General features: G+C 40.3%; 17 protein-coding genes and 2 pseudogenes. 10 read left to right on the forward strand and 9 right to left on the reverse strand.

Translation table 11 applies throughout. The annotated features are described in order from the left end of the window. Positions 1-134 precede the first annotated feature (134 nt). Together GD630_RS21645 and GD630_RS02335 are read right to left on the reverse strand one after the other, a co-directional pair. Complete coding sequence (locus tag GD630_RS21645) at positions 135-383, reverse strand: fibronectin type III-like domain-contianing protein (RefSeq protein ID WP_455550316.1); 249 nt, start codon at positions 381-383, stop codon at positions 135-137. Further along, a pseudogene (locus GD630_RS02335) lies at positions 357-1,540 on the reverse strand (glycoside hydrolase family 3 C-terminal domain-containing protein); the annotation flags it as partial. The gene GD630_RS21645 and the pseudogene GD630_RS02335, both read right to left, overlap by 27 nt. A 257-nt stretch (positions 1,541-1,797) precedes the next feature. Here GD630_RS02335 and GD630_RS02340 point away from each other — a divergent pair. After that, a complete protein-coding gene (locus tag GD630_RS02340) occupies positions 1,798-3,003 on the forward strand; it encodes an ATP-binding protein (protein ID WP_143867412.1) in 1,206 nt (401 codons plus the stop codon). Positions 3,004-3,111: 108 nt separating this feature from the next. Here the strand turns inward: GD630_RS02340 and GD630_RS02345 are convergent, their stop codons facing one another. The 4 genes from GD630_RS02345 to GD630_RS02360 are packed head-to-tail and all read right to left on the reverse strand — an operon-like array spanning position 3,112 to position 7,332. Beyond that, a complete protein-coding gene (locus GD630_RS02345; RefSeq protein WP_143867409.1) occupies positions 3,112-4,128 on the reverse strand; it encodes a zinc-binding alcohol dehydrogenase family protein in 1,017 nt (338 codons plus the stop codon). Between the two features lie 25 nt (positions 4,129-4,153). Beyond that, positions 4,154-5,422 carry an L-fucose:H+ symporter permease gene (gene fucP, locus GD630_RS02350; RefSeq protein WP_143867406.1) on the reverse strand — a complete coding sequence of 423 codons (1,269 nt, stop codon included), beginning with the start codon at positions 5,420-5,422 and terminating at the stop codon, positions 4,154-4,156. A gap of 38 nt (positions 5,423-5,460) precedes the next feature. Next, a complete protein-coding gene (locus GD630_RS02355; RefSeq protein WP_143867403.1) occupies positions 5,461-6,384 on the reverse strand; it encodes an amidohydrolase family protein in 924 nt (307 codons plus the stop codon). Positions 6,385-6,399: 15 nt separating this feature from the next. Further along, positions 6,400-7,332 carry an aldo/keto reductase gene (locus GD630_RS02360; RefSeq protein WP_143867402.1) on the reverse strand — a complete coding sequence of 311 codons (933 nt, stop codon included), beginning with the start codon at positions 7,330-7,332 and terminating at the stop codon, positions 6,400-6,402. A gap of 178 nt (positions 7,333-7,510) precedes the next feature. Between GD630_RS02360 and GD630_RS02365 the strand changes: the two genes are divergently transcribed. Further along, positions 7,511-8,548: a LacI family DNA-binding transcriptional regulator gene (locus GD630_RS02365; RefSeq protein WP_143867552.1), complete on the forward strand. Its 1,038-nt coding sequence runs from the start codon at positions 7,511-7,513 to the stop codon at positions 8,546-8,548. A gap of 36 nt (positions 8,549-8,584) precedes the next feature. Here GD630_RS02365 and GD630_RS02370 read toward each other — a convergent pair whose 3' ends face one another. The 3 genes from GD630_RS02370 to GD630_RS02380 all read right to left on the reverse strand — a co-directional run bounded on the left by GD630_RS02370 (position 8,585) and on the right by GD630_RS02380 (position 11,514). Then, complete coding sequence (locus GD630_RS02370) at positions 8,585-9,163, reverse strand: FKBP-type peptidyl-prolyl cis-trans isomerase (protein ID WP_143867399.1); 579 nt, start codon at positions 9,161-9,163, stop codon at positions 8,585-8,587. 11 nt (positions 9,164-9,174) lie between these two features. Continuing rightward, positions 9,175-10,716 (reverse strand): glycine--tRNA ligase, encoded by a 1,542-nt coding sequence (locus tag GD630_RS02375; RefSeq protein WP_007755582.1) that lies wholly within the window; start codon positions 10,714-10,716, stop codon positions 9,175-9,177. 300 nt (positions 10,717-11,016) lie between these two features. Then, positions 11,017-11,514 carry an HU family DNA-binding protein gene (locus tag GD630_RS02380; RefSeq protein WP_143867397.1) on the reverse strand — a complete coding sequence of 166 codons (498 nt, stop codon included), beginning with the start codon at positions 11,512-11,514 and terminating at the stop codon, positions 11,017-11,019. 234 nt (positions 11,515-11,748) lie between these two features. On the opposite strand from GD630_RS02380, the gene GD630_RS02385 reads away from it, so the two are divergent. The 8 genes and pseudogenes from GD630_RS02385 to GD630_RS02420 all read left to right on the forward strand — a co-directional run. Beyond that, entirely contained in the window at positions 11,749-12,894 is a 1,146-nt protein-coding gene (locus GD630_RS02385; protein ID WP_143867394.1) for a XylR family transcriptional regulator, read from the forward strand. Between the two features lie 150 nt (positions 12,895-13,044). Continuing rightward, positions 13,045-16,194, forward strand: coding sequence for a SusC/RagA family TonB-linked outer membrane protein (locus tag GD630_RS02390; protein WP_143867391.1), 3,150 nt, complete (start codon positions 13,045-13,047; stop codon positions 16,192-16,194). A gap of 10 nt (positions 16,195-16,204) precedes the next feature. Further along, a complete protein-coding gene (locus tag GD630_RS02395; RefSeq protein ID WP_143867389.1) occupies positions 16,205-17,848 on the forward strand; it encodes a RagB/SusD family nutrient uptake outer membrane protein in 1,644 nt (547 codons plus the stop codon). Positions 17,849-17,864: 16 nt separating this feature from the next. After that, the gene (locus GD630_RS02400; protein ID WP_143867386.1) at positions 17,865-19,574 is read left to right on the forward strand and encodes a DUF5018 domain-containing protein; all 1,710 of its coding nucleotides are present in this window, start codon (positions 17,865-17,867) and stop codon (positions 19,572-19,574) included. Positions 19,575-19,598: 24 nt separating this feature from the next. Continuing rightward, positions 19,599-21,161, forward strand: a complete 1,563-nt coding sequence (locus tag GD630_RS02405; RefSeq protein WP_143867384.1) for a glycoside hydrolase family 26 protein — start codon at positions 19,599-19,601, stop codon at positions 21,159-21,161. Positions 21,162-21,193: 32 nt separating this feature from the next. Then, positions 21,194-23,401 (forward strand): beta-glucosidase, encoded by a 2,208-nt coding sequence (locus GD630_RS02410; RefSeq protein ID WP_143867381.1) that lies wholly within the window; start codon positions 21,194-21,196, stop codon positions 23,399-23,401. Positions 23,402-23,430: 29 nt separating this feature from the next. Then, positions 23,431-24,324: an alpha/beta hydrolase gene (locus tag GD630_RS02415; RefSeq protein ID WP_143867378.1), complete on the forward strand. Its 894-nt coding sequence runs from the start codon at positions 23,431-23,433 to the stop codon at positions 24,322-24,324. Between the two features lie 129 nt (positions 24,325-24,453). Then, positions 24,454-25,218, forward strand: a pseudogene (locus GD630_RS02420) (MFS transporter); the annotation flags it as partial. Between the last annotated feature and the right edge of the window lie 245 nt (positions 25,219-25,463).

The raw sequence follows: 25,463 nt of genomic DNA on the forward strand, positions 1-25,463 counted from the left end.
TGATGAGAATATGAGAAATGAAAATGAAAAATCGTTTGCAGGGCGCTGAATTTAAATTTGAATTCAGCGCTCAATTTATATTGGTTGTAGAAGGTAGATAGTTCCAATATACTGGATAAAATCAGGAAGTATGATTATTGCACGTTCATCACTATCGCTTTCAATTTATTTTTATCGGAAGAGCCTCCATACAGCAATTCATAAGTACCTGCCACCGGATGCATTGTATTAGTCGCCTCATCAAACCATTCGAAACTCTCATGTGTAAGAGGAATAGTTACTGATTTTGTTTGCCCGGCAGGAATATGGACACGTTTGAAAGCACGCAGGGTATAACGGGGGCCGTCTTTATCTGCCGGAGATCGCAGATAAACCTGAACCACTTCATCTCCGTCCCGCTGCCCTACATTACTTACCGGAACAGTTAACATAGCTGTTTCTCCTTTTCCAATCGTATTCTTACCCAGATTAGCCTCACCATAAATAAACGTTGTATAACTCAGCCCATACCCGAATGGGTAAAGTGGTTGCTGTTGTATATATCGATAAGTACGTCCCTTCATGGAATAATCTTCGAAGTCCGGCAACTGACCGGCATCCTTATAGAAAGTGACCGGTAAACGTCCTGCCGGGTTATAATCTCCAAACAGTACATCTACAATAGCCGTACCACCTGCCTGACCCGGATACCACGCCTGCAAAATTGCCTCACAAGTATTTGATTCCGGCACTAATCCGATGGCTGAACCGGAATAATTGATAAAGACTACTTTCTTTCCAGCTTTCTTCAAGGTCCTCAGCAAGTCGCGCTGAACAGCAGGAAGTTCAATATCCGTACGGTCGCCTCTTTTACATCCGCCTTCTGCACCAAGTCTTTGAAAGCCGGTAGGTAAGTCTCCCATAAATCACGGGGAGCAATATTCTCCGCATCAAAACTGTGGCGGTTCCACTCCGGTCCGGAATGGACTGCGAAGTGTTTGGCACAAGCATGCAGTTTGTCGTATTTACTATCCTCCGGTCCCTGCAAACCACGAACAACGGCCATCTCCAGTTGTCCCGTCAGATAAGGGTCTTCACCATAAGTCTCCTGTCCACGTCCCCAACGAGGATCACGGAATATATTTACATTCGGCGTCCAGAATGTTAGTCCCTGATAGCGTTTTAAGACACCGTTTTCACTGAAAATACGGGATTTCACACGAGCCTCATCGGACACAGCGTCGAAAACCTCATATAATAACGAATCATTAAAAGAAGCCCCCATACCGATAGCCTGGGGAAAAACTGTGGCCAACCCTGCGCGTCCGACTCCGTGTAACGCTTCATTCCACCAGTCATACTCTTTGATTCCCAAACGCGGAATAGCGGGTGAGGCATTCTGCATGAGTGCAACTTTCTCTTCCAGAGTCAATCGGGGCAATAAATCTTCCGCCCGCTGTTCAGCCGTTAAAGAAGTGTCTTGATAAGGTAATTTTTGAGCGCAAGAAAAAAGCAAAGAGAGACTGCATACTCCAAGCGCAAATTTTAGTCCTGTATTCATGTTATTACATATTAGTAGGTTATCTTGTTTCAACGCAAAGTTAACGGATTTCAGCCAATAGTATATATAATCATGTATCAAAGACTTGTATTCGTGTTACATATACGCATAGAAAAGCCAAGATTTCCTGATATTACATTTCAACAGAACTAAAATAGACTTAAAACTTTCCCGATTTCCAATAAAAGTTTGAAGTATACTTAAAACTTTTCCTTATCTTAGCAAAAGTTTTAAATACAAATAAAACCTATAATAAGATGGACTTTCCTAGAATTCTCAAAAAAAGAAAAGGCTATATCGAACGGATAAAACCTTTCATGCGGAAATCTGTAGCTAAGGTACTGACAGGTCAGAGACGTGTAGGCAAAAGCTTTCTCCTTTATCAACTTATTGAAGAAATTTTAGGTGAAGAGCCAAATGCTAATATCATTTACATCAATCTGGAAGACTTTGAATTCAGTTCATTACAAACAGCCCAAGATTTACATTCCTACATCATTTCTCAAAGTCAGAAGAAAGACAAGAACTATATATTTATCGACGAAATACAGGACATTCCGGGATTTGAGAAAGTGATTCGTTCTCTTCTCCTCAATGAGGATAACGATATATACATTACCGGCAGCAATGCCAATATGCTTTCAGGAGAACTTGCAACTTATTTAAGCGGCAGATATATTGAATTCAAAATATACAGTCTCTCTTATTTGGAATTCCTCGAATTTCATGGATTAACTGACAATGAAAAAAGCTATGAGCTATATAGTCGTTATGGTGGGCTTCCTTACTTGTTGAACCTTCCTCTCGAAGACGAAACAGTAAATGAATATCTAAAAAGCGTATACTCTACGATTGTTTTTCGTGATGTAGTCAGTCGGTATAAACTACGAAACACATTATTTTTAGAGAAGTTAATCCAGTTCTTATCCGAAAACATAGGAAATCTGTTCTCGGCTAAAAATATCAGTGATTATTTAAAATCACAACATGCGACGGTTTCTGTGAATCAAATTCAAAATTATACAGAATACCTAAGCAACGCTTTTCTTATTCACCGGGTAGAAAGATATGATTTAATAGGTAAACGTGTCTTTGAAATAGGAGAGAAATATTATTTCGAAAATATGGGAATCCGCAATATTGTTATTGGATACCGCATTACAGACAAAGCCAAGATATTAGAGAATCTGGTTTATAACCATCTTTTATACAGAGGATATGAAGTAAAGGTTGGTTATTATGGAGATAAGGAAATTGATTTCATTGGAGAAAAAAACGGAGAAAAACTCTACATACAAGTTGCCTTAAAAATAGACAGTGAAAAAACCGCTGAAAGAGAATTCGGGAATCTACTGAAAATACAAGATAATTATCCTAAAATGGTAATAACAGAGGATAACTTCAACGGGAATAGCTATGAAGGGATACGCCACTGTTCAATACGCCAGTTCTTAATGGAGTAGCTTGCAGCAGTAACTCAATCGATCATCTTCTTAGATGCAGATTGCACGGATCAAATAAAAATCTCTGTTCCGTGCAATCCAGATCATAAGAGCCGACTAAACAGCTACTTAAAACTCAACTAAAATACGGAATACCTTCCCCGGATTAGCCGCCCATTCCTGCATAGCTTCTAAAGCTCCTTCAGGTTTGGCAACTTTCGAGATCAACTCTTCTACCGGACAATTTCCTTCTTTCATATAATTGATGACTGCACGGAAATCTGCCGGCAAGGCATTTCTGGAACCACGAATATCCAGTTCTTTCTGAACAAAGAGTTTCGTTTGGAAAGCAACTTCACTTTTAGCGTAGCCGATACAAACCACCCGTCCTGTGAAACCGACTTCATCCACCGCCATTACATAAGTCACCGGACTGCCAACAGCTTCAATCACGACATCAGCCCCCAATCCTTCTGTGATCTCCTGCATCCGTCCGTGCACATTTTCTGTCTTGGAGTTAATCACATAAGAAGCGCCTACCTTTTTCGCCAGTTCCAGCTTTTCGTCATCCAAGTCAACAGCGATTACTGTTGCACCTCTCAAAGCGGCACGTACAATGGCACCGATACCAATCATACCACAGCCAATCACCATCACAAATTCGTTGTCGATCACCTGTGCACGAGATACGGCATGAAAACCGACACTCATCGGTTCGATCAAAGCACAGTCACGAGAAGAGATATTACCGGCCGGAATAATCTTTGTCCAAGGCAATACAGCATATTCGCACATCACCCCATTGCGTTGCACGCCTAATGTTTCATTATGTTCGCAAGCATTAACACGACCATTGCGACAAGAAGCACATTTTCCACAGTTGGTATATGGATTCAAGGTCACATTCATGCCTTTTTCAAAACCTGCCGGAACATCCGGACCGATTTCCTCAATGATTGCTCCTACTTCGTGCCCCGGTATCACAGGTAATTTCACCATCGGATTTTTGCCCAGGAATGTGTTCAAGTCGGAACCACAAAAACCAACAAACTTGATTCTTACTAATACTTCACCGGCTCCAACGGTCGGTTTTTCCAGTTCAACCACCTTCATTTCGGAGGGATTGATAATTTGAACTGCTTTCATTTGATATGTATTTGATAAAATTTTATTAATCGATTACTTTATAACCTTTCCAGCCGTAATAGGCACAGAAGACAAAGCAAATCATCGGCACGCAATAAGCTACATAATAAATATGTTCATGGGCATGCATGAAATAAGCCGTCAACTGCGGGAGACAAGCATTACCAACGATCGCCATTACAAGAAAGGCCGAACCGCTCTTCGTCTGATTTCCAAGTCCTTTTAAAGCCAATGAGAATTGAGTAGGATACATGATAGACATAAAGAACGAGATAGCCAGCATCGCATATAGTCCGATCATTCCTCCCCATATCATCACCACTCCGCACAGGAGGATATTCATCAGGGCATAGAGCAACAGCATATCTTGAGGACGGAATTTCACCATCAAGCCTGTACCAATCCAACGTCCCAGAAGAAAAGCCAGCATATAGAGTCCGAAGAAAGTGGTAGCCGTATCTTCCGGCAATCCCGCATAGGTGCAGCAATAGACCAGGAAAAGGCTGTTGATGGCTGTCTGCCCGCCATTATAGAAGAATTGTGCAATCACTCCCCAACGAAGATGCGAGTGTTTTAATACTCCGAAGTCTATCAGTTTTTCTTTCTTAGCATCAGTCACCATTGCATCTGAAGAGGTTGTTTCATCTCCAATCTTCGGCAACTTTGAAAAGACAAATACAACGGCTATGGCAATGAGCAGTAACGCCAATATCAGATAAGGAAGTTTCATGGCATCCGTTTCCAGTTGGATATAGGCTTGCCAACCACCCGGATAATCTACAGGAAGCGTTTCCCGTGTGTAATGATTCCCACTAAGGATGAGTTTGCTTAGGAACATGGCGGCAATGAAAGCTCCGAGCCCGTTGAAGGACTGCGCCAGGTTCAATCGGCGAGGAGCCGTTTCAGAGGCGCCCAGCACTGTTACATACGGATTGGCAGCCGTCTCCAGAAAGCACATTCCGGTGGCAATGATAAAAAAGATGCAAAGGTAAGCCCAATATTCTTTTAGTAGGGCAGCAGGGAAAAAGAGCAGCCCCCCGATAGCGGCCAGGATAAGTCCGAATATAATTCCCGCTTTATAGCTGTATCGTTTCATGAACATAGCTATCGGAATAGGGAAAATGAAGTAGGCAAGCCAATAGGCTGTCTCTGTAAAAGAAGCCTCAAAGGTATTCAGTTCGCAGGTCTTCATCAATTGCCGGATCATTGTAGGAAGCAGATTACTGCTTATCGCCCACAAGAAGAAAAGGCAGAAAACCAAAGCTAAAGGTATTGTATATGTATTCTTTTTCATGGCATGAATATAGTTTTACGATAAGGTTGTTTTCTCAATCATTCGGACATGTTCTTGATGTAAGGAAGCACGGGAAGATCTGTAAATCCATAGAAATTCCGGGCATTCTCTCCCAAAAAGAGTCTTTTATCCTCTTCCGTTAATTCAGAAGACTTCACCACAAAATCATAAGACATTTTGTAGGTGATGGCTGTGATGGTACGCGGATAATCCGAGCCCCACATCAGTTTTTCCATTCCCACCAGATCTGCCGCTTCACGGATGGCTTTTATCGCTCCTTTAAAAGGATAGAATTCGTCATTGAAAAGCCAAGTGATTCCACCGGATTCAATCATCACATTGGAATGACGTGCCAGACGGATTTGCTCTTTCCAGTCGGGGCGAGTCACCATTCCGAAGTGTCCGATAGCTATCCGCAAATCCGGACATTCCTGAATAATCTCTTCCATTTCAGGAACCTGTGTGGCTCCGTCGGCTAAATCAATAGAAAGCAGAATGCCCTTATCTTCCATATAATGGAACATTTCCATCATCTCTTCGCTGTTCAGCATCACCCTTCCTTCTTTCAGCAAAAAACGATGGGCAGGAATCTTGATGGCTTTAAAACCTTTTGCGATCAGTTCTTTTGCCTGTTCCAGAAATCCCGGTTTACGAAATTCGCACATACCGCAAACAAAGAAACGATCGGGATAACGGGAAACGACTTCCGACAAATAATCATTCTGAATACCATCAATAAATTCTTGAGTGATAACAGCGGCAGATACTTGTGCATAGTCCATATTCGAAAGAAAGACTTCCGCACTATTCACCCCGTCTATCATAAAAGGAGGAACCATCTGGCGAATCTCTCCCATAAATTCCGAACGTCCGTTTTCCAACGTACGAATAGGCAGTCCGTCTACGACTGTATCTTGCCGTAGCCATAAATGAGCATGTGCATCAATGATTGTGTAGTCCATACCAACAAGTTCGTTTTATGAGTTTGCCCAGCTTACACGTTTCTGTTCCCCGATAATCTCCTGAACTTCCCGAACGAGCTCCCAATCAATCGGTTCTTCAATGAAAGCGATATTCTTTTTCACATTCTCCGGGTTGGTTGTACTGAACAGGGTGGTGGCAATACGGGGATTGCTGACAGAGAACTGCATAGCCAGTTTTTCAATCGGATAGTTCTTGGCTTTGCAGTGTTCCATTGCTTTACGGCAGGCTTCTACCAACGATTGGGGAGCCGGATGCCAGGCAGGAACACCACGTTCGCTCAACAATCCCATCGAAAGCGGAGAAGCATTAATCACACCGATTCCTTTGGATTCAAAATAGTCCAGAAAATCCACTAATTTATCATCGCACAGACAATAATGGCAAAAATTGAGAATGGACTCGACTGTGCCGATTGGCGAGTGGTCGATTACCCATTTCAGATTCTCCAACTGTAAATCTGTGATTCCGACATGGCCTACCACTCCTTTCTCACGCAGTGCTACTAAGGCAGGCAATGTCTCATTGACAATCTGATTCAAATCGGCAAATTCAATATCGTGTACATTTATCAAATCGATAAACTCTATATGTAAGCGTTCCATACTCTCGTAAACACTCTCAGTTACCCGTTTGGCTGAGTAATCCCAGGTGTTCACTCCATCTTTTCCATAACGCCCTACTTTTGTAGAAAGATAATAACGGTCGCGCGGAAGCTCTTTCAACGCTTTTCCTAACACGGTCTCCGCTTTATAATGTCCGTAATAAGGAGAGACATCTATAAAATTCATTCCCGATTCAACGGCGGTAAATACCGCTTGAATGCCTTCTTGTTCTTTTAAATCATGGAAAACTCCTCCTAAGGAAGAGGCTCCGAAACTAAGGGATGACACTTTCATCCCTGTCTTTCCGATTTCATGGTATTGCATACTTTTAGGTTTTAAATAGTTTTGTATGCGACAAAAATAGGTCAGGAATGATTTCCGTATAGCGGTAAAGCCACTAAAAAGCAACGTAATGGTTTACGTAAAAAATATTGTTTCAGATATGCGTATTTATCCGGGAATGTGCTTTCTTTGTAAAAGAATCAAAGTAAAGGACCTTCAAATGGAATACCGGAAACATACTTCACTCAAAGATCTCGCTCAAGCATTGGGAGTATCGATTCCCACTGTATCCAGAGCACTGAAAGACAGCCCGGAAATCAGCCGTGAGCTCTGCGCCAAGGCTAAGGAACTGGCAAAAGAAATGAATTACCGTCCCAATCCTTTTGCCATGAGCTTACGGAAAAATGCCCCGCGTATCATCGGAGTGATTGTTCCGGATATCGTAACTCATTTCTTCGCCTCTATCTTGAACGGTATAGAAAATATGGCTATCGCCAACGGATATTTTGTGATTATCACTACATCGCATGAGTCATACGAACATGAGAAACGGAACGTTGAAAACCTGGTAAATATGCGTGTGGAGGGTATCATCGCCTGCTTATCACAGGAGACTACGGACTATTCCCATTTTGCGGCACTAAAAGATATCAATATGCCGCTTATTCTATTTGATCGTGTTTGTCTGACGGAACAGTTTTCTTCGGTTGTTGCGGACGGGGTGCAATCCGCTCAAATGGCAACACAACATCTTCTGGATAATGGTAGCAAACGGGTAGCGTTTATAGGTGGAGCGAATCATCTGGACATCGTCAAGAAAAGAAAGCATGGTTATCTGGAAGCTCTACGTGACAACCGGATTCCCATCGAGAAAGAGTTGGTCGTCTGCCGGAAGATTGATTACGAGGAGGGTAAAATTGCCACAGAGACCTTGCTGTCGCTTCCCCAGCCTCCTGATGCCATACTTGCCATGAATGATACCTTAGCTTTTGCCGCTATGGAAGTTATCAAAAAACATGGACTGCGTATACCGGACGACATTGCCATCATCGGATATACGGACGAACAACACGCCAATTACGTAGAGCCTAAATTATCGGCTGTGTCCCATCAAACTTATAAAATGGGAGAAACTGCCTGCCGACTATTGATTGAGCAGATTAAAGGAGATAAGGCTGTCAAGCAAGTGGTCATTCCGACTCATTTACAGGTGAGAGAAAGTAGTATAAAATCAAATAAGGTGTTGTATCCCTTATGACCAACACCTTATTTATTTTTCTTATTCTTGGGAAGATTAATATCGTTCTACAATCTTATCCAATTTTACATCATAGACTAGTGCCGAGTAAGCCTGTAAAGAGCCATCGCTACCTGTACCGGAACCATATCCACTTTGATAAGGAATATACAAAGTCCAAAATTCTCCTTCTGTCATTTCAGTTAGCGTATACCCCCAGCCTGAGATCACTTCATTCAATAAGAATTCCGAAGGCACATCAAACTCGTCAGGCTCTGTTCCTGCAAAATTCTGTTGAACAACGTCACCATTAAAATAAGACATACGATAATATGCACTTACCTTAGAAGTATATAAAGGTTTATCTTCATCCTTCACGTCGTCTTTGGGAATTCTTTTCTTGGCATATATTGTCTGCCCATTCGTCAAATCCGTAAAAGGATAAAGTCTCTCTTTTTCATCCGTGACTGTTATGCTGCCATTTCGTTGTCCAGCATACACATTGGCTATCGAGTCAATAAAAGCCTCACTACGCGCACGCCAATTGTCATAACGTCCGGCCTCTTCCGTTTCGCTACAAGCGGTAAACGTCAAAGCCAACAATACTAAGGAGAATAAATAGATCTTTTTACTCATTCGTCAAAGGTTTATTGTAAAGTTTTCAATAGAGAAGTGATGCTTACTCTGTCTGCAATGATATTATTCAGTTCAGAGATAGCGACACGCTCCTGCTGCATGGTATCACGGTTACGCAATGTCACACAGTTATCTTCTAATGTCTGATGATCGACCGTCACACAGTACGGAGTACCAATAGCATCCTGACGGCGATAACGCTTACCGATACTATCTTTTTCATCATACTGGCAATGGAAATGGAATTTCAAATTATCAATAATCTCACGGGCCTTTTCAGGCAGACCGTCTTTCTTTACCAACGGCATAACCGCCAGTTTCACCGGAGCCAGAGCAGCAGGCAATTTCAGAACAACACGGCTTTCACCATTTTCCAATTGTTCTTCGCAATAAGATGCACTCATGATACTGAGGAACATACGGTCAACACCGATAGAAGTTTCAATTACGTACGGAGTATAAGACTCGTTCAGTTCCGGATCAAAATATTTAATACTCTTGCCGGAGAACTTCTCATGTTGAGACAAGTCGAAGTTAGTACGAGAGTGGATACCTTCCACTTCCTTGAATCCGAACGGCATCAGGAATTCGATGTCAGTAGCGGCATTTGCGTAATGAGCCAACTTATCATGATCGTGATAACGGTAGCTTGCATCTCCGAAGCCAAGTGCCTTATGCCATTTCAAACGGATTTCTTTCCATTTCTTGAACCAGTCAAGTTCTGTTCCCGGTTTTACGAAGAACTGCATTTCCATCTGTTCGAACTCACGCATACGGAAGATGAACTGACGGGCAACGATCTCGTTACGGAAAGCCTTACCAATCTGTGCAATACCGAAAGGAACTTTCATACGACCTGTTTTCTGTACATTCAGGTAGTTTACGAAAATACCCTGTGCAGTTTCCGGACGCAGATAAATCTTCATAGAGCCATCGGCCGTAGAACCCATTTCGGTAGAGAACATCAGATTGAACTGACGAACTTCTGTCCAGTTCTTAGTACCGGAGATCGGGCATACGATTTCTTCATCAATGATAATCTGGCGAAGTTCTTCCAAATTGTTATCATTCAAAGCTTTTGAAAAGCGAGTATGAAGTGCATCACGCTTAGCCTGATGTTCCAATACACGTCCGTTAGTAGAGCGGAACTGAGCCTCATCAAACGCTTCACCGAACTTCTTGGCAGCTTTCGCTACTTCTTTATTGATTTTATCGTCATACTTTGCCAACTGATCTTCAATCAGTACATCGGCACGATAACGTTTTTTAGAATCCTTATTGTCAATCAAAGGGTCATTGAATGCGTCTACGTGTCCGGAAGCCTTCCAGATAGTAGGGTGCATAAAGATGGCAGAGTCGATACCGACAATGTTTTCGTGCAACAGCACCATGCTGTCCCACCAATATTTCTTAATGTTGTTCTTCAATTCAACGCCCATCTGACCGTAGTCATACACAGCGCCTAGTCCGTCGTAGATATCGCTCGAAGGAAATACGAAACCGTACTCTTTACAATGCGATACAAGCTTCTTAAAAACGTCTTCTTGTGCCATTTTCTTTTCTATATCTATTAATTTGAATTTGCTTTTTTCGTAAAAAGTGCCACAAAGATAGGGATTTATCTTATAAATAAGACAGAGAGGGTATTAATTTATCTTACTTTACCCAATAACCACTTCCAAACCGGTATTACCTTGATCGTACATCCTTCTAGCTCAATCTGTTCTTCGTCATCAAATGTTATTATCAATAATTGCCGACATTCAAGTACTTTCTTAACATTTTGTTCTAACCATTGAACAAATATAGCCAAGTTTCGTTCAATTCACAAAACAATATGGATATTTAATTAATTATTCGTCGATTTCCGGCTCTTCTACCTCGAATTCCGCCAGTTCCGTTTCCCGATCCGCCTTTTTCATTTCTTTGGTCAACATACTTTCCGGCATATAATATTTAAAAGGTATACGCATGCACTTTGTTCTCTTCAGTTCCCGGCTGAACTTGGAGTTCGCAACAAAGTACACACGCGAAATAGATACCTTTCCTGGTGTCACTTGTTCCGGAAGTTCACATCCCGAACTCGTTAATGCCGTCTGAAATGTCCCAAGCCCCTCAATCGTCACCGAATGTCCCGAAGACAGCAAATCCTGAATACTTTCAACCAGTTCCGACAGTATTCCTTCTATCTGTCCACGATGGAAACCTGTCGACTTTGCCATACGCACTGCAAGTTCTTTATTTTTCACTCCGCCTCTTCGTTGCATCTTACTAGACACACCATACCATAACTCTTTTCTCTCTCCGGACGATAAATCCGCTTTCTTTCTCACTACATAAGGGATAGACATAAGCTTATATTCCTTTCTTTATTTATTTAGCAATAACTGGTTGCACGACACCCGGATGTCATACATACCGAGACCCGGATGTCATGCACAACAACACCCGGATGTCGTACAGCACGAGATCCGGGTGTCATACAAGTTGTTCTTTCTACAAAAGTAAGCCTTTATTATAGGAAAACAAAAGATATTCATTTATATTTGCACCATGCTTGCAATATAAGTAAGAAATATAAAGCTATGATCAAAATACTTCTGCTAATAGACTATTCCAGTGAGTTCGACAGAAAGCTGCTACGAGGTCTTGTACAATATTCCAAAGAGAACGGCCCTTGGCTATTTTATCGCCTCCCTTCTTATTACAGTGCCATGTATGGAGAACAAGGTATTTTGAAATGGGCCAAAGAATGGAAAGCGGATGCTATCATCGGGCAATGGAACAATGATACGATTGATTTGCAGAAAGAACTGAACATACCTGTTGTATTGCAAAACTACCATCACCGAAGCGTTACTTACTCCAATCTGACAGGCGATTATAAAGGTACGGGCAGGATGGCCGCTCAATTCTTTGCCAAACGGATGTTTCGGAATTTCGCCTATTTCGGTATCAAAGGAGTGGTCTGGTCCGATGAACGCTGTCAAGGCTACCGCCAAGAAGTGAAACGTATCGGAGGCGACTTTTTCAGTTTTGAATCTGATAAACAGGAAGATGAAATAAGGATGGAAGTCAGCCAATGGTTACAGGAACTCCCCAAACCTGTTGCCTTATTTTGCTGTGATGATGCACATGCCCTGTTCATTTCCGAAACTTGCCGAATGACAAACATACCGATTCCGGAAGAAATCGCTTTATTAGGCGTGGATAACGATGAACTGATGTGTAATATCTCCGACCCTCCCATTTCGTCTATAGAACTCGAAGTAGAAAGAGGTGGATATTCTATCGGCAGACTTATTCATCAACAAATAAAAAAAGAGCATGAGGGCACTTTCAATATTGTCATTAACCCTATCCGCATCGAATTGCGACAATCTACGGAGAAGCACAATATCAAAGACCCTTATATCCTGGAGGTGGTGAAGTATATAGATAGTCATTATAATTCCGACCTGACTATAGAAAACCTTCTTGCAAACATTCCGCTATCCCGCAGAAACTTCGAAGTAAAATTCAAGAATGCACTGAACACTTCCATCTATCAATATATACTGAATTGCCGGTGTAATCATCTTGCAGACTTACTACTCACAACCGACCGCCCATTAGCCGATTTAGCCATAGAAGCAGGTTTTAAGGATTATAATAATATCTCACGCGTCTTTAAGAAATACAAAGGATGCTCACCTCTTGAATATCGCCAAAAGAAGAGTAGCCTACTATAAATTTCGTTTTTTGAAGATTGATTTTCGTTTTTCCCCCTAAGTCTCTTATTAAAAGAACATACCTTTGTTTTCGTTAATTAGCGAAAGAAGAATCACTGTGAGGAAAAATCTTTTAAATCAAAAATCTAATATTTAAAAATTTATCATGCAATGAAGAAAATCAGATGGAACCCAAGGTTGCTAACCTTATTAGTTATTACATTCTTCTTGTGTATTACTAACAGTTATGCGCAAAATGTAATAAAAGGTTTTGTGAAAGATGGTAATGATGAACCATTACCTGGCGTATCTGTATCTATCAAAGGGACAACTAATGTTGGTACAATTACCGATATTGATGGTAAATACACAATCAATGCCAATCATAACCAAACACTCATTTTTTCCTATATCGGAATGCTGACCCAAGAGATTAAAATTGGTAACAAACGAGAAATCAATATCACCATGAAAGATGATATTGCATCCCTTGAAGAAGTGGTGGTGGTAGGTTATGGAACACAACGACGAGCCGACCTCACCAGTGCTGTCTCCAGTGTTTCAAGCAAAGAAATACTTAAAGCACCAACGATGAGCGTCAGCAACATGGTAGGCTCACGTGTGTCCGGTATTGCAGCAGTGCAAGCAAGCGGACAACCTGGTTCAGACCAAGCGGCACTTACTGTACGCGGGCAAAGCGGAATTGTATATGTAATTGACGGCATCAGAAGAACTGCTGAAGATTTCAATGGTATTGACCCGAATGAAATAGAATCCATCTCTGTTTTAAAAGACGCTTCTTCTGTGGCAGTTTATGGTTTAGATGCCAATGGCGCTTTTATTGTCACAACCAAAAAGGGAAAATCTGAAAAAGTTTCTATTACCTATACCGGAACTATCGGTTTCAGCCAAAATGCAGAACAGCAGAGATGGCTGGATGGTCCCGAGTATGCTTATTGGTATAACAAAGCACGTGTTATGCAAGGAGACAGTGAGATATTCACTACCGAAATGGTTCGCAAAATGAGAGAGGGTGTTGATGGATGGGGAAACACAAATTGGTATGACAAAGTGTGTGGTACAGGTACCCGGCAACATCACAACCTATCAGCTTCTGGCGGTAATGATAAAATACATTTTTTTACTTCAATCGGATATTTAGAAGAAAAAGGAAATATCGACAAATATAATTATAAAAGATATAACCTTCGGTCTAACATTGATGCAAAGATTACAAAAGGGCTAAGCCTATCCTTAGGAATATCCGGTCGCATAGAAGATAAAGACGAGCCCCGTTTCTCTGCAGACCCAGACGCCTATATGAATGTACCGCTTCAGTCAATCTGGGCAGTGCCCTATATGCCTGAAACATATACTTTTGAAGGAAAAGAATATAATGTAGCTAGTTTAGCGGCAGGTTCTGCTGTTTCTCCATTAGGCTCTATCTACGATTCCGGATATAATAGGAAAAACTATTCGTACATACAATCCAATTTCAGCTTAACATACGACGCTCCCTGGTTAAAAGGATTAAGTATTAAATTTCAAGGTGCATATGATATGATGCATATGATGAGTAAAATGTTAAGTAAGCCTTATGAAGTGATGCTTATGAATATGCCTGATGCAACCACCACCAACCTTACCTACAAAAAGAGCTATGGCGTACTAAAAAATACGGCAAGTTTGGCAGAAGCCGCATCCAAAAGATATGATATCACAACTCAAACAAGCGTAAATTATAACAACCAGTTCGGAAAACACACAGTAGGTATCATGCTACTTGCCGAGACCCGAGAACGAAAGACGAACTCAATTAATGCCACTGGATACGGATTAGATTATTTACAGTTGGATGAATTGGGGAAAATCACTAATTTGACAGGTGACGGTGAAAATAAAGCCCCAACCATAGATGGAGCAAGCGGACAGTCCCGTGTTGCAGGTTTTGTCGGACGCATCAATTATAATTACGCTGACAAATATTATTTGGAAACTTCATTACGATATGACGGTAGTTATCTGTTTGGAGGAATGAATAAACGCTGGGTAACTCTGCCAGGTGCCTCATTGGCTTGGAGAGTAAGTAATGAAAATTGGTTCCATATTCCTTGGATTACCAATTTAAAATTAAGAGCAGGTATCGGCAAAACAGCAACTAGTGGTATCAGTGCATTTCAATGGAGAAACACAATGGCTGTTAATGCAAATTCTGTTGTCATTGGTGGAGCTAGTCAGTCGTCCATCTATCCATCCGTATTGGGCAATCCCAATTTGACTTGGGCACAATGTTTAAATTATAATATTGGACTGGATGCTACTTTATGGAATGGGCTGTTAGGCTTGGAAATAGACGTATTCTACAAATATGAATATGACAAATTATCAAAAACCACCGGTTCTTATCCTCTCTCTATGGGTAAATATTATTTTTCTACAGGAAATGTGGACAAGGCAGACTATAAAGGATTTGATCTAACATTGACACATTATAACAAAATAGATTCATTTAATTATGGAGCAAAGCTTATCTGGTCTTATGCGTATGGCAGATGGCTTAAATATGCAGGTGATGCAGACAATGCCCCAGAATATAAAAGACTAACCGGAAAACAAATCGGGACTAAACTCGGGTGTATATCTGAAGGGCTCTTTCAAAGCGAAAGAGAAATCGAAGATTCTCCTACTTTTCCAGACCGCAAAGCACTTCCCGGCTATATCAAATACAAAGACTTAAATGGAGACGGTATCATTACTCTTGAACAGGACCAAGGATATTTTGGAAAAAGTTCTAGACCGACACATACCGGTTCACTTAATTTATTCGGCAATTGGAAAGGATTCGATTTTGACTTATTGTTTTCATGGGGACTTGGTAGTAGTGTCGCCTTGACAGGAGTGTATACAGCCGAAGGATCCAAATGGGTACAAGGTGCCACTTCTTTCAGCCGTCCATTCTATCAAGGAGGAAATTCACCTCTTTTTTTGGTGGCAAATGCATGGACACCGGAAAACCCGAATGCCGATTTTCCACGCCTAGAAGTTACTCCTAGCAGTACCAACAATAGTATATCTTCAACTTTTTGGTATCGCAACGGTAATTATGTACGATTAAAAACAGCACAAATAGGTTATAACTTCCCTAAAAAATGGTTAACCCCTGCCGGAATAGAGGCACTCCGGATCTATATAGAAGGATATAACTTATTCACTTGGAGTGCGGTATCCAAGTACAATATTGACCCGGAATCTCCTGCAGTCAACAATGGATATTATCCGCAACAAAGAACTTACACATTGGGATTAAAAGTAACTTTCTAAAAACACTCATATGAAAAGATTATCAACATATACATGCTTAATGCTAATGTTAGCTTTTACTCTATGTTCCTGTAATGATTGGCTTGACGGAGTAAAACAGACATCAACAGTCAGTGACGAAATCGTCTGGCAAGACGAAGCATCAGTTGACAAATACATAAATAGTTTCTATCCATACCTACACCAATATGGACAATTTGGTGACGTGCAGTTTGCCGGAAGTTTGACTGAGAGTCTGACTGAAACACTAAAATACGGTTCCTATGCCATAGGCGCCAGAGCTGGGATTCCGAATAATTATGCATTGGATCCCAATATGATTTCTCCGGAAAGCTGTTCATATAGCATATGGGCTGGTGTTTCCGGATCTGCTTACGAGCATATACGCCTAGTAAATCAATTTCTAACCTTACAAAAAGAGTATTCTACTTTCTCTAATGACCAAAATAACATTTGGGAGGCACAAGCCCGTTTTTTCCGAGCATTTATATATTTTCAGTTAGCAAAACGTCATGGAGGGGTAATACTATACGATGCATTACCGACGGTTGGCGGCAAAGCCCGCAGTAGTGCCGAAGAGACTTGGCAATTTATAGCTGATGACCTAGATTTCGCAGCTAAATATCTTCCCAAAGAATGGAACAGCAATCATCAAGGTCGTATAACAAAAGGAGCTGCTTATGCTTTTAAATCAAGAGCAATGTTGTATGCCAAACGCTGGCAAGATGCTTACGACGCAGCGAATGAGGTTATCAAGTTAAATAAATACGATTTAATGGATGACTACAAAGATGCTTGGAAAGGAAACAATAAAGAAGCAATCCTAGAGTTTGACTATGACAAGCAAAACGGTCCTAATCATACCTTTGACCAATTTTATGTACCGGCATGTGATGGCTATGAGAAAGCTTCACCAGGAACTCCAACCCAGGAAATGGTGGAAGCGTATGAAACTAAAGACGGTAAAAAAGTAGATTGGTCGAAATGGCACGGTTCTACAACAGAAACTCCTCCCTATGACAAACTAGAACCACGCTTTCATGCAACTATTATTTATCGCGGTTCTGTATGGAAAGGCAAGACGATGGATTGCAGCATTGACGGAACTAACGGAGTTTTCATTCCATATAGGGAACAAGTGTACACTTATGGAAAAACGACAACCGGATATTTTTTAAGAAAACTTATGGATGAGAAATTAACAGATATTGAAAACACCAAAAGTTCTCAATCCTGGGTGGAAATCCGATATGCCGAAGTTTTATTAAACAAAGCAGAAGCAGCCTATCGATTAAATAAAATTGGAGAGGCACAATCTGCCATGAATGATGTACGAAAACGTAAAAATGTTAATCTGCCAAAGAAATTATCAACAGGAGAAGAATGGTTTAAAGACTATAGAAATGAGCGCAAAATAGAACTTGCCTATGAAGGACATCTATTTTGGGATATGCGTCGTTGGGAACTTGCTCATATAGAGTATAATAATTATCGCGTACATGGATTGAAAATTACCGGAAGTTCTAATACCTATGAATATGTAGATTGCGATGGAGAAGACCGGAAATTTATAAAAAAACAATATGTATTGCCAGTCCCGGCAGCAGAATTAAAAGACAACCCTCTGATTCAACAATATGATGAATGGAAATAACCCCAATAGTATAATTATGAGAAACAATATAGTATTAGTTATCGTTCTAATCGTTTTCTTCGCAGGAATCAGTGCCTGCCATAGCCCCGAAGAAGCGAGCAATACAGAAAAACGTTATGGAATAAATAGTATCACCGCTTCTTTCCCCTATGAGTATAGTACGGAAAATAATTTTCCCGGTGAGATTGACTACGCCAATCAAATTATAACTATTGTCTTTCCGTATAATTATCCAAAATTATCTGATAATATATTACCATACGAATGTCTAAAGAAAGTCAAATTAAGTGCGAAAGTAGATAATAATATCATCATATCCCCGTCAATGGGATATTTCGACTTGACAAAAGATTGTTATATTACAGTAAAAGATCAAACTGCAAATACCAGCCAAAAATATAAAATCATAGCCGAAATCCGGAAAAATGACGCATGTACCATAGACCGCTTTAGTATTCCGTCAAAAGGGCTTACGGGGGTAATTGATGAAAAGAACCATATCATTTCTATTATTTCCATAGCAGACATTGGAGAACAGGTGGCCGAGATAACATTAGCACATGGAGCAACTTGTACTCCCAATCTTCAAAATATGTCTTTAAATTATGATCAAGAACAAATTGTAAAAGTAGTGGCTCAAAACGGAAAAGACTTCCTGACCTATACAATTAAGAAAAATGTTCCTGATAAGATTGCAGCCGGCATTCGTGCCAACAGTGGTAAGTTATTATGGGCAAAGAAATTATCTGAAATTGGAATTACAAGTAAAAACAAAGTAACCAGTTTGGGCATTCTTGACGATTACGTCATCATCAATGAAAGAGGTAATGGAGAAGCCATCTACCTAAATAATCAATCCGGAGAAGTTGTCGGTAAAATGGATATAAGTACCACCGTTACAGGAGATTTCGGAAATTATTACATGACATCAGACAATGCAAATAATATACTTATCTGTAATTATACTCCTAATGGTACAACTATGTTTACTGTATGGAAAACCAACGGTATAAATGGACAATTCCAAAAATATATCGATTATAAAGCTGTCACAGCAGGAACTGAAAGATTCGGATGGTCCATCTCAATCCAAGGCAACTTGGATAAAGACGCACTCATTACAACCCCCGTATTCTACAAAGATGGCAAAATTCAATTCGCACGTTGGCAGGTAGTAAACGGTGTACTGCAATCTCAAATTCCGACATTTATTGAAATGAAATCTCTTGTTTACAATACCTGGTTCAAACAAGCAGATATTATCTACACCGATCCAAGCAATACTGAAAGCGATTACTTCTTAGCTAGCTATGCCAAATACGATGTAGACCAAAAACGTTATTTTCTCTGGTTCAATGGCGCTGACAATACTATAAAAGCCAAAAAAGAAGTGCCGTCTTCAATCAATGGACCTGTCACTGCTGTAGATTACATTGAATTTAACAATACTCCATACGTTGCCCACACAATAGTCAATGGCTTCTCATGGGCTGTAACAGGAAGTGACATCGCCTATATGTATGATTTAAGCACTCAGTCTCTAACCACTCCCATCGAAATCTGCGAAACAAAAATATACGGTGGAATAGCAAATGACGGTCAGAATACAGAAGGAGCCAGTGATGTGGTTCTCAGAGCTTCCAAAGACGGTTATTACCTATATGTCTACTTTATGTTTGCTAACGGATATGTTGCTTGCAAACAATATGATTGCATTGATCAGTAATTATTAATCAGAAAAACAAGAAATATGAGACTCAAAAATATAATTTTCACAGCTTTTATTCTCTCGTTAGCTTCCTGCAACGCTGAAGATTACAAATCAGGAGAAGTAACCTTTAATCCTGACCAACCGGATGAACCCATTGTACAAACTAAAGTAAACTTTGCTGCCGGCAAATTTTACAAAGTGAATGCGACGGCACACAAAAACTTTCAAGACCAATACCCGATTACTCCTTGGAGTACTGGAAGTAAACTGACCGATGAGGAAATTGGCGGTACTAGTCCTAAAGATTACATTGTTAGCTGGGAAAATCAAACAGTAGAGGTAGTGATAGACCTTGGTTCTTTAAGAACAATCGAAGAGGTTGCCATACATGCCGTTGCAGATCAGCTTTACAGTATGAAACTACCCTCACAAGCCACCTTAGCTTACAGCAGAGATAATCAATCATGGACAAAGAATCCTAATAGTACAACCTTCACTTCTGTTGAACCCACAGAACATATTTGGAGTTCTATTCCTGTAAACAAAGCAGAATGTAGATATGTAAAAGTAGTTCTTGTCCCTCCTGCTGGAGAAAGAGTGGCAATAGCTATTGATGAAATCAAAGTCATGGGAGAATATAAAACAGATCCTAAATACGTTCCCAAAAACGGTTGTTACCATGGTGCTTTCTGCCCATTATACGCTTATGATCCTGAAGACAGGGAAGGAATTACTGATGCATGTGCGGTAACCTTATTCGAAAAAATGGTCGGGAAGCAGCTATCCATTATGTTATGGTATCAAAATATGGAGCAAGGACGAAATTTTGCAGAAATGCAAGATGCAAGAGAAAAATACTGGAGTAAAAACTTCAATGGTACATCACGTATCTTCCTTTATGGATGGACTCCCCCCACCAAGTCAGCTCCTATTGCCCAAGGCAGTCTGGACGATTTTTTTAAAGCTTACTTCACTGAAGTCACAGCACAGTCTGTGAAGGACATGGGCCCTGTATGGTTTCGTCCTATGAATGAAATGAACGGTGGATGGATATCTTATTTCAGAGATGCCAAAAACTATGTACGTGCTTGGAGGCGTATGTACAACATTGCTGAACAACTCGGTTTAACTGCATATAATGTATTTGTCTGGTCCCCAAACAGTGTCAGTATGCCCAATACTGCAGATAACCAAATGAAAGACTACTATCCGGGTGACATTTATGTAGACTGGTTGGGAGTCAGTTGCTATCCTCCATCATTAAGCGAAACCTTCCCAGAAGAAAAACGTTATCCATTAACTTTAATGAAGGATATACATACTATTTCTCCGGATAAGCCAATCATGATTAGCGAAGGAGGTTATTCCGGCGGTTGTGACCGCAAGCGATGGATACGGGAATGGTTTGAGATAAAAACCGCATATCCGAGAGTAAAGGCTGTTATTTGGGAAAATCATGAAAATACAAATACTGAAAATTCAGACCGACGACTCCAAAGTGATCCCGAAGCACTAGAATTATATAAGCAATTAGTACAGGACCCATATTGGTTAGATGCTATCCCAACAGAAGTATATCAAGAATTTGAAAGCAGAAAATAAAGTAGAAATCACTAAAGTATAAATCTGACAAAATGAAAAGATTAATTCCATATAGTTTGTGTTTTCTCGTTTGTTTGTCATCATGTCTCACAGGAAGTAAATCTTCCTGTGAGAATAAACAAATCGAAAATCTTTTATCAGCTATGACCTTAGAAGAAAAAATAGGAATGTTACATGGCAATACAATGTTCTCAAGTGGTGGAGTACCCCGACTAGGCATTCCCGACCTTCAATATTCCGACGGTCCACATGGAGTACGTCATGAAGTTATTCCCGACGGATGGACTTCTGCAGAATGGAACAACGATTCATGTACTTACCTGCCAGCTCTTACGGCATTAGCTTCCACATGGAATAGAGATTTGGCAAAACTATATGGAGAAGTTCTTGGAGCAGAATGTAAAGCACGTGGCAAACATGTAAGTCTGGCTCCCGGAGTAAATATCCACCGCTCTTTGCAAAATGGAAGAAACTGGGAATATTTCAGTGAAGACCCTTTTTTAAGTGGAGAACTTGCTATTCCATATATACAAGGAGTACAGTCACAGGGAGTGGCTTCTTGTGTCAAACATTTTGCGCTTAACAGTCAAGCATTCAACCAATATAAAGTTAGTGTCGAAGTAGACGAACGAACCCTACACGAAATTTATCTGCCAGCTTTTGAAGCAGCCATTCAAAAAGGAGGTGCTCTATCTGTAATGGCAGCTTACAATAAAGTACGTGGACTATGGTGTACGGAAAATTCTTACCTACTCGATACTTTACTACGGAAGGAACTTGGCTTTGACGGAATGGTAGTATCCGACTGGAACGCCGTGCATAACACAGTTCATACAGCAATGTGCGGAATGGATGTTGAAATGGGCACAGAAGTCAAGCGAAATAAAAAATATGCTTTTGAAGAATATTATCTAGCCAACCCTTTATTGGAGAAAGTAAAAAACGGGGAAGTTCCAGAAGAAGCTATTAATCAAAAGGTTCGTAATATATTAAAATTAATGCTTCGGTTGGATATCATAGGACAAACATCCCATGACACCACTGGTATGGCGGCCAAACTAGCCACTCCTGCCCACCAGAAAGCTGCTTTAAAAATAGCAGATGAATCATATATTCTATTGCAAAATTCCAATAATATATTACCTCTGAACCTTTCACTTTACAAGAAGGTTGCGGTCATAGGAGCCAATGCTACAGAAAAATTCGCAGCCGGTGGTGGAAGTACCAAATTAAAACCGAAATATGAAATTACTCCTTTAGAAGGAATACGCAACTATTTCAATGGGAAAGTCAAGATTGAATATGCTCCCGGCTATAAACTCAATCATAAAGTATATCCTATAGGTCATTGGTTTACCAATGAATTTGACAAATTCGACCCGATTCTATATAAAGAAGCTATTTCCATTGCGTCCAATGCAGATCTAGTTATTTATGTAGGAGGGCTTAATCACGAGAATGGTTCAGACTGTGAAGGATATGATAAACCCAATCTTAAATTACCATACCAACAGGATAAACTGATAAATGGAATTACTGAAGTAAACCCTAATACAATAGTGATATTAACGAGTGGAGGTCCAATTGAACTTGGAGAATGGCAAAAACGAGTTCCAGCATTACTTTACAGCAGTTTTACAGGGATGGAAGGAGGAAATGCTTTAGCACGCAATTTATTAGGTGAAGTTAATCCTTCCGGCAAGCTGACTACAACTTGGTGTAAAAAGTTAGAAGATATGCCAGATCATATTTTTGGAGAATATCCTGGGAAAAATGACACCGTCCGATTCAAAGAAGGAATCATGGTAGGATACCGTTACTTTGATACATACCAAATAAAGCCTCAATTCGAATTCGGTTTCGGTCTCTCTTACACTTCATTCGAATATTCAGATTTAGATATGAATCCGATATGGAATGAAGCAGATGATACCTTCGATGTTTCTTTCACTGTCAGCAACACCGGTAAGCGATATGGCCAGGAAATTGCACAGCTATATGTACATCAACAGGAATGCAGTGTTCAACGCCCAGTGAAAGAATTAAAAGGATTTGAAAAAGTAGCGTTACAACCTGGGGAATCTCAAAGAGTAACGATTAAACTAACCAAGCGTGCACTACAATATTATGATATTAAGAATAAAGGCTGGAAAGCAGATCCCGGCACTTTTACAATACAGATTGGTGCATCTTCCCGCGATATTAGATTACAGAAAAATTTCAAGCTAGAAAAACTGTAGAATCAAGATTATACTTTAACAAATCCATTATGAATCGCTATTTAAAAGCAATATTGTGTATATACATTTTTTTATTGGCATTTTTGTCAATGACAAAAGCTGAAGAAACACAGGAAAAACAGCAGGGAACGCCTCAAACTTATACAGTCGTCAAGGATATCCGCTACGGGCTGCAAAGAAAAAAGCTTTCTCCAAACGATCATTCTTCCGACAGACTGCTAGATCTTTACCTACCCGATAAAAAAAAGCCAAAGAAAGGATTCCCCGTTTTTGTATTCATACATGGAGGAGGGTTTACCGGAGGAGATAAAGTGGAGGCTAACGGGCTTAATCCTATTTGCAAAGCTATTGTTCAAAAGGGATTTGCCGTTATCTCAATAAACTATTTTCTCACAATGAAATATCATCACCATAAAGGGGTATCATGTGAATCGCAAATGAAAAACGGAATACCTGTCAATCACAAATTTCATCCACTTATCAGACAATCTATAAAGAACGCTTCTTTGGATGCAATAAGTGCATTGGAATGGCTGAAAACGAATGCCACGAAATACAACATGAATATTCATTCTGTATTTCTTTGCGGTGGCTCTGCCGGAGCAATAACCGCCCTTCATACGACCTATGTAGAATGTCCTACATTCATTAAAATAAAAGGAGTTATTAATCTTTGGGGAGCTATGGAGAATCCAAGTATGATCACAGCCCCCGCACCTCCTATTTTCACATTTCATGGAGATTGCGATGATGTTATCAGTGTTGAATATGGACATGCCATCCAACAACGGATGAGAAACATAGGTGACACAATTTCCAGATTCCAAATACTAGAAGGCAAAGGGCATGCACAATATAGTTATATTGCTACTAATTATATCAATGACATCATATATTTCTTAAATAGTCAATTAAAACAATGAGAATTTGTTTCAATAAGAATACGTTTTTTGAATATAGCTTTTCGCTTTTCTTCTAAAAACATCACTTCTACATACCTAACTTTGCAAATAGAAAATAAGAAAACCCTGTAAACTAATTTATCTATAATAATGGAAAACAATAATACCTCAAATAAAAAGACCTACTACATTTCAATAGCCATTCTCGCCGGAATGTTCTTTATTTTTGGATTTGTCTCTTGGGTCAATTCCATACTTATTCCTTATTTCCGTATATCTTGCGAACTGACACATTTCGAATCCTATTTTGTAGCATTTGCTTTCTATATTGCCTATTTTGTAATGGCCGTTCCCTCAGGAGTGCTGTTAAAGAGAGTAGGCTTCAAACGAGGGATTATGTACGGCTTCATGCTAACCGCATTGGGGGCTTTCATATTCGTTCCGGCCGCTTTAGCCCGACAATTCGAGATCTTTCTGATCGGTTTGTTTTCCATAGGAACAGGTTTGGCAATCCTGCAAACAGCAGCCAATCCATACGTAACCATTATCGGTCCGATTGACAGTGCTGCCCGGCGTATCAGTATCATGGGGATATGTAACAAATTTGCCGGAATCATTTCTCCTCTCATTTTCGCTGCACTGATTCTGAAAGCAGATGACAGTGAACTTTTTGCCTTGATAGAATCGGGTACATTGGATGCAACAACCCAAAATGCCATGCTTAACGAGCTGATACAACGTGTTATCGTTCCGTACGCTATACTAGGAGTGCTGCTTTTATTAGCAGGAATCGGTATCCGTTATTCTGTCTTACCGGAAATTAATACGGATGAGCAGAATGCGACAGACGACAAAGAAAGCGGGCATAGCAACCGGAAAAATATTTTTGGCTTTCCATACCTCATTTTAGGCGCATTTATGGGGCATAGAACGAAGCGGTTTTTTCAATGGTCGGGAAAAATGGGCGAAAGGTTTTGAAAACCAAAGGGTTTAGGCATGATCGGGAAAATGGGCTGAATATTTCGAAGCGGTTTTTCTCTTTACATGGCTTACATCTGCTTTACGTTTGAGGGGCTTTTCTTCGGATATTCGGGGGATTGCTTTACATCGGGCTTGCAGATGGGGCTAAAACGGCCTGGAAGGGTTTTATTTTCGGCTGT

The sequence above is a fragment of the Bacteroides zhangwenhongii genome, assembly GCF_009193325.2.
In the GTDB taxonomy this organism is placed as follows: Bacteria; Bacteroidota; Bacteroidia; order Bacteroidales; family Bacteroidaceae; genus Bacteroides; species Bacteroides zhangwenhongii.

Excerpts from the sequence above, each read along its gene's own strand:
- GD630_RS02375 (WP_007755582.1), bottom strand. The coding sequence starts at position 10,716 with ATGGCACAAGAAGACGTTTTTAAGAAGCTTGTATCGCATTGTAAAGAG.
- GD630_RS02360 (WP_143867402.1), bottom strand. The coding sequence starts at position 7,332 with ATGCAATACCATGAAATCGGAAAGACAGGGATGAAAGTGTCATCCCTT.
- GD630_RS02410 (WP_143867381.1), top strand. The coding sequence starts at position 21,194 with ATGAAAAGATTAATTCCATATAGTTTGTGTTTTCTCGTTTGTTTGTCA.
- fucP (WP_143867406.1), bottom strand. The coding sequence starts at position 5,422 with ATGAAAAAGAATACATATACAATACCTTTAGCTTTGGTTTTCTGCCTT.
- GD630_RS02405 (WP_143867384.1), top strand. The coding sequence starts at position 19,599 with ATGAGACTCAAAAATATAATTTTCACAGCTTTTATTCTCTCGTTAGCT.
- GD630_RS02365 (WP_143867552.1), top strand. The coding sequence starts at position 7,511 with ATGGAATACCGGAAACATACTTCACTCAAAGATCTCGCTCAAGCATTG.
- GD630_RS02370 (WP_143867399.1), bottom strand. The coding sequence starts at position 9,163 with ATGAGTAAAAAGATCTATTTATTCTCCTTAGTATTGTTGGCTTTGACG.
- GD630_RS02385 (WP_143867394.1), top strand. The coding sequence starts at position 11,749 with ATGATCAAAATACTTCTGCTAATAGACTATTCCAGTGAGTTCGACAGA.
- GD630_RS02345 (WP_143867409.1), bottom strand. The coding sequence starts at position 4,128 with ATGAAAGCAGTTCAAATTATCAATCCCTCCGAAATGAAGGTGGTTGAA.
- GD630_RS02400 (WP_143867386.1), top strand. The coding sequence starts at position 17,865 with ATGAGAAACAATATAGTATTAGTTATCGTTCTAATCGTTTTCTTCGCA.
- GD630_RS02390 (WP_143867391.1), top strand. The coding sequence starts at position 13,045 with ATGAAGAAAATCAGATGGAACCCAAGGTTGCTAACCTTATTAGTTATT.
- GD630_RS02340 (WP_143867412.1), top strand. The coding sequence starts at position 1,798 with ATGGACTTTCCTAGAATTCTCAAAAAAAGAAAAGGCTATATCGAACGG.
- GD630_RS02355 (WP_143867403.1), bottom strand. The coding sequence starts at position 6,384 with ATGGACTACACAATCATTGATGCACATGCTCATTTATGGCTACGGCAA.
- GD630_RS02380 (WP_143867397.1), bottom strand. The coding sequence starts at position 11,514 with ATGTCTATCCCTTATGTAGTGAGAAAGAAAGCGGATTTATCGTCCGGA.
- GD630_RS02395 (WP_143867389.1), top strand. The coding sequence starts at position 16,205 with ATGAAAAGATTATCAACATATACATGCTTAATGCTAATGTTAGCTTTT.
- GD630_RS02415 (WP_143867378.1), top strand. The coding sequence starts at position 23,431 with ATGAATCGCTATTTAAAAGCAATATTGTGTATATACATTTTTTTATTG.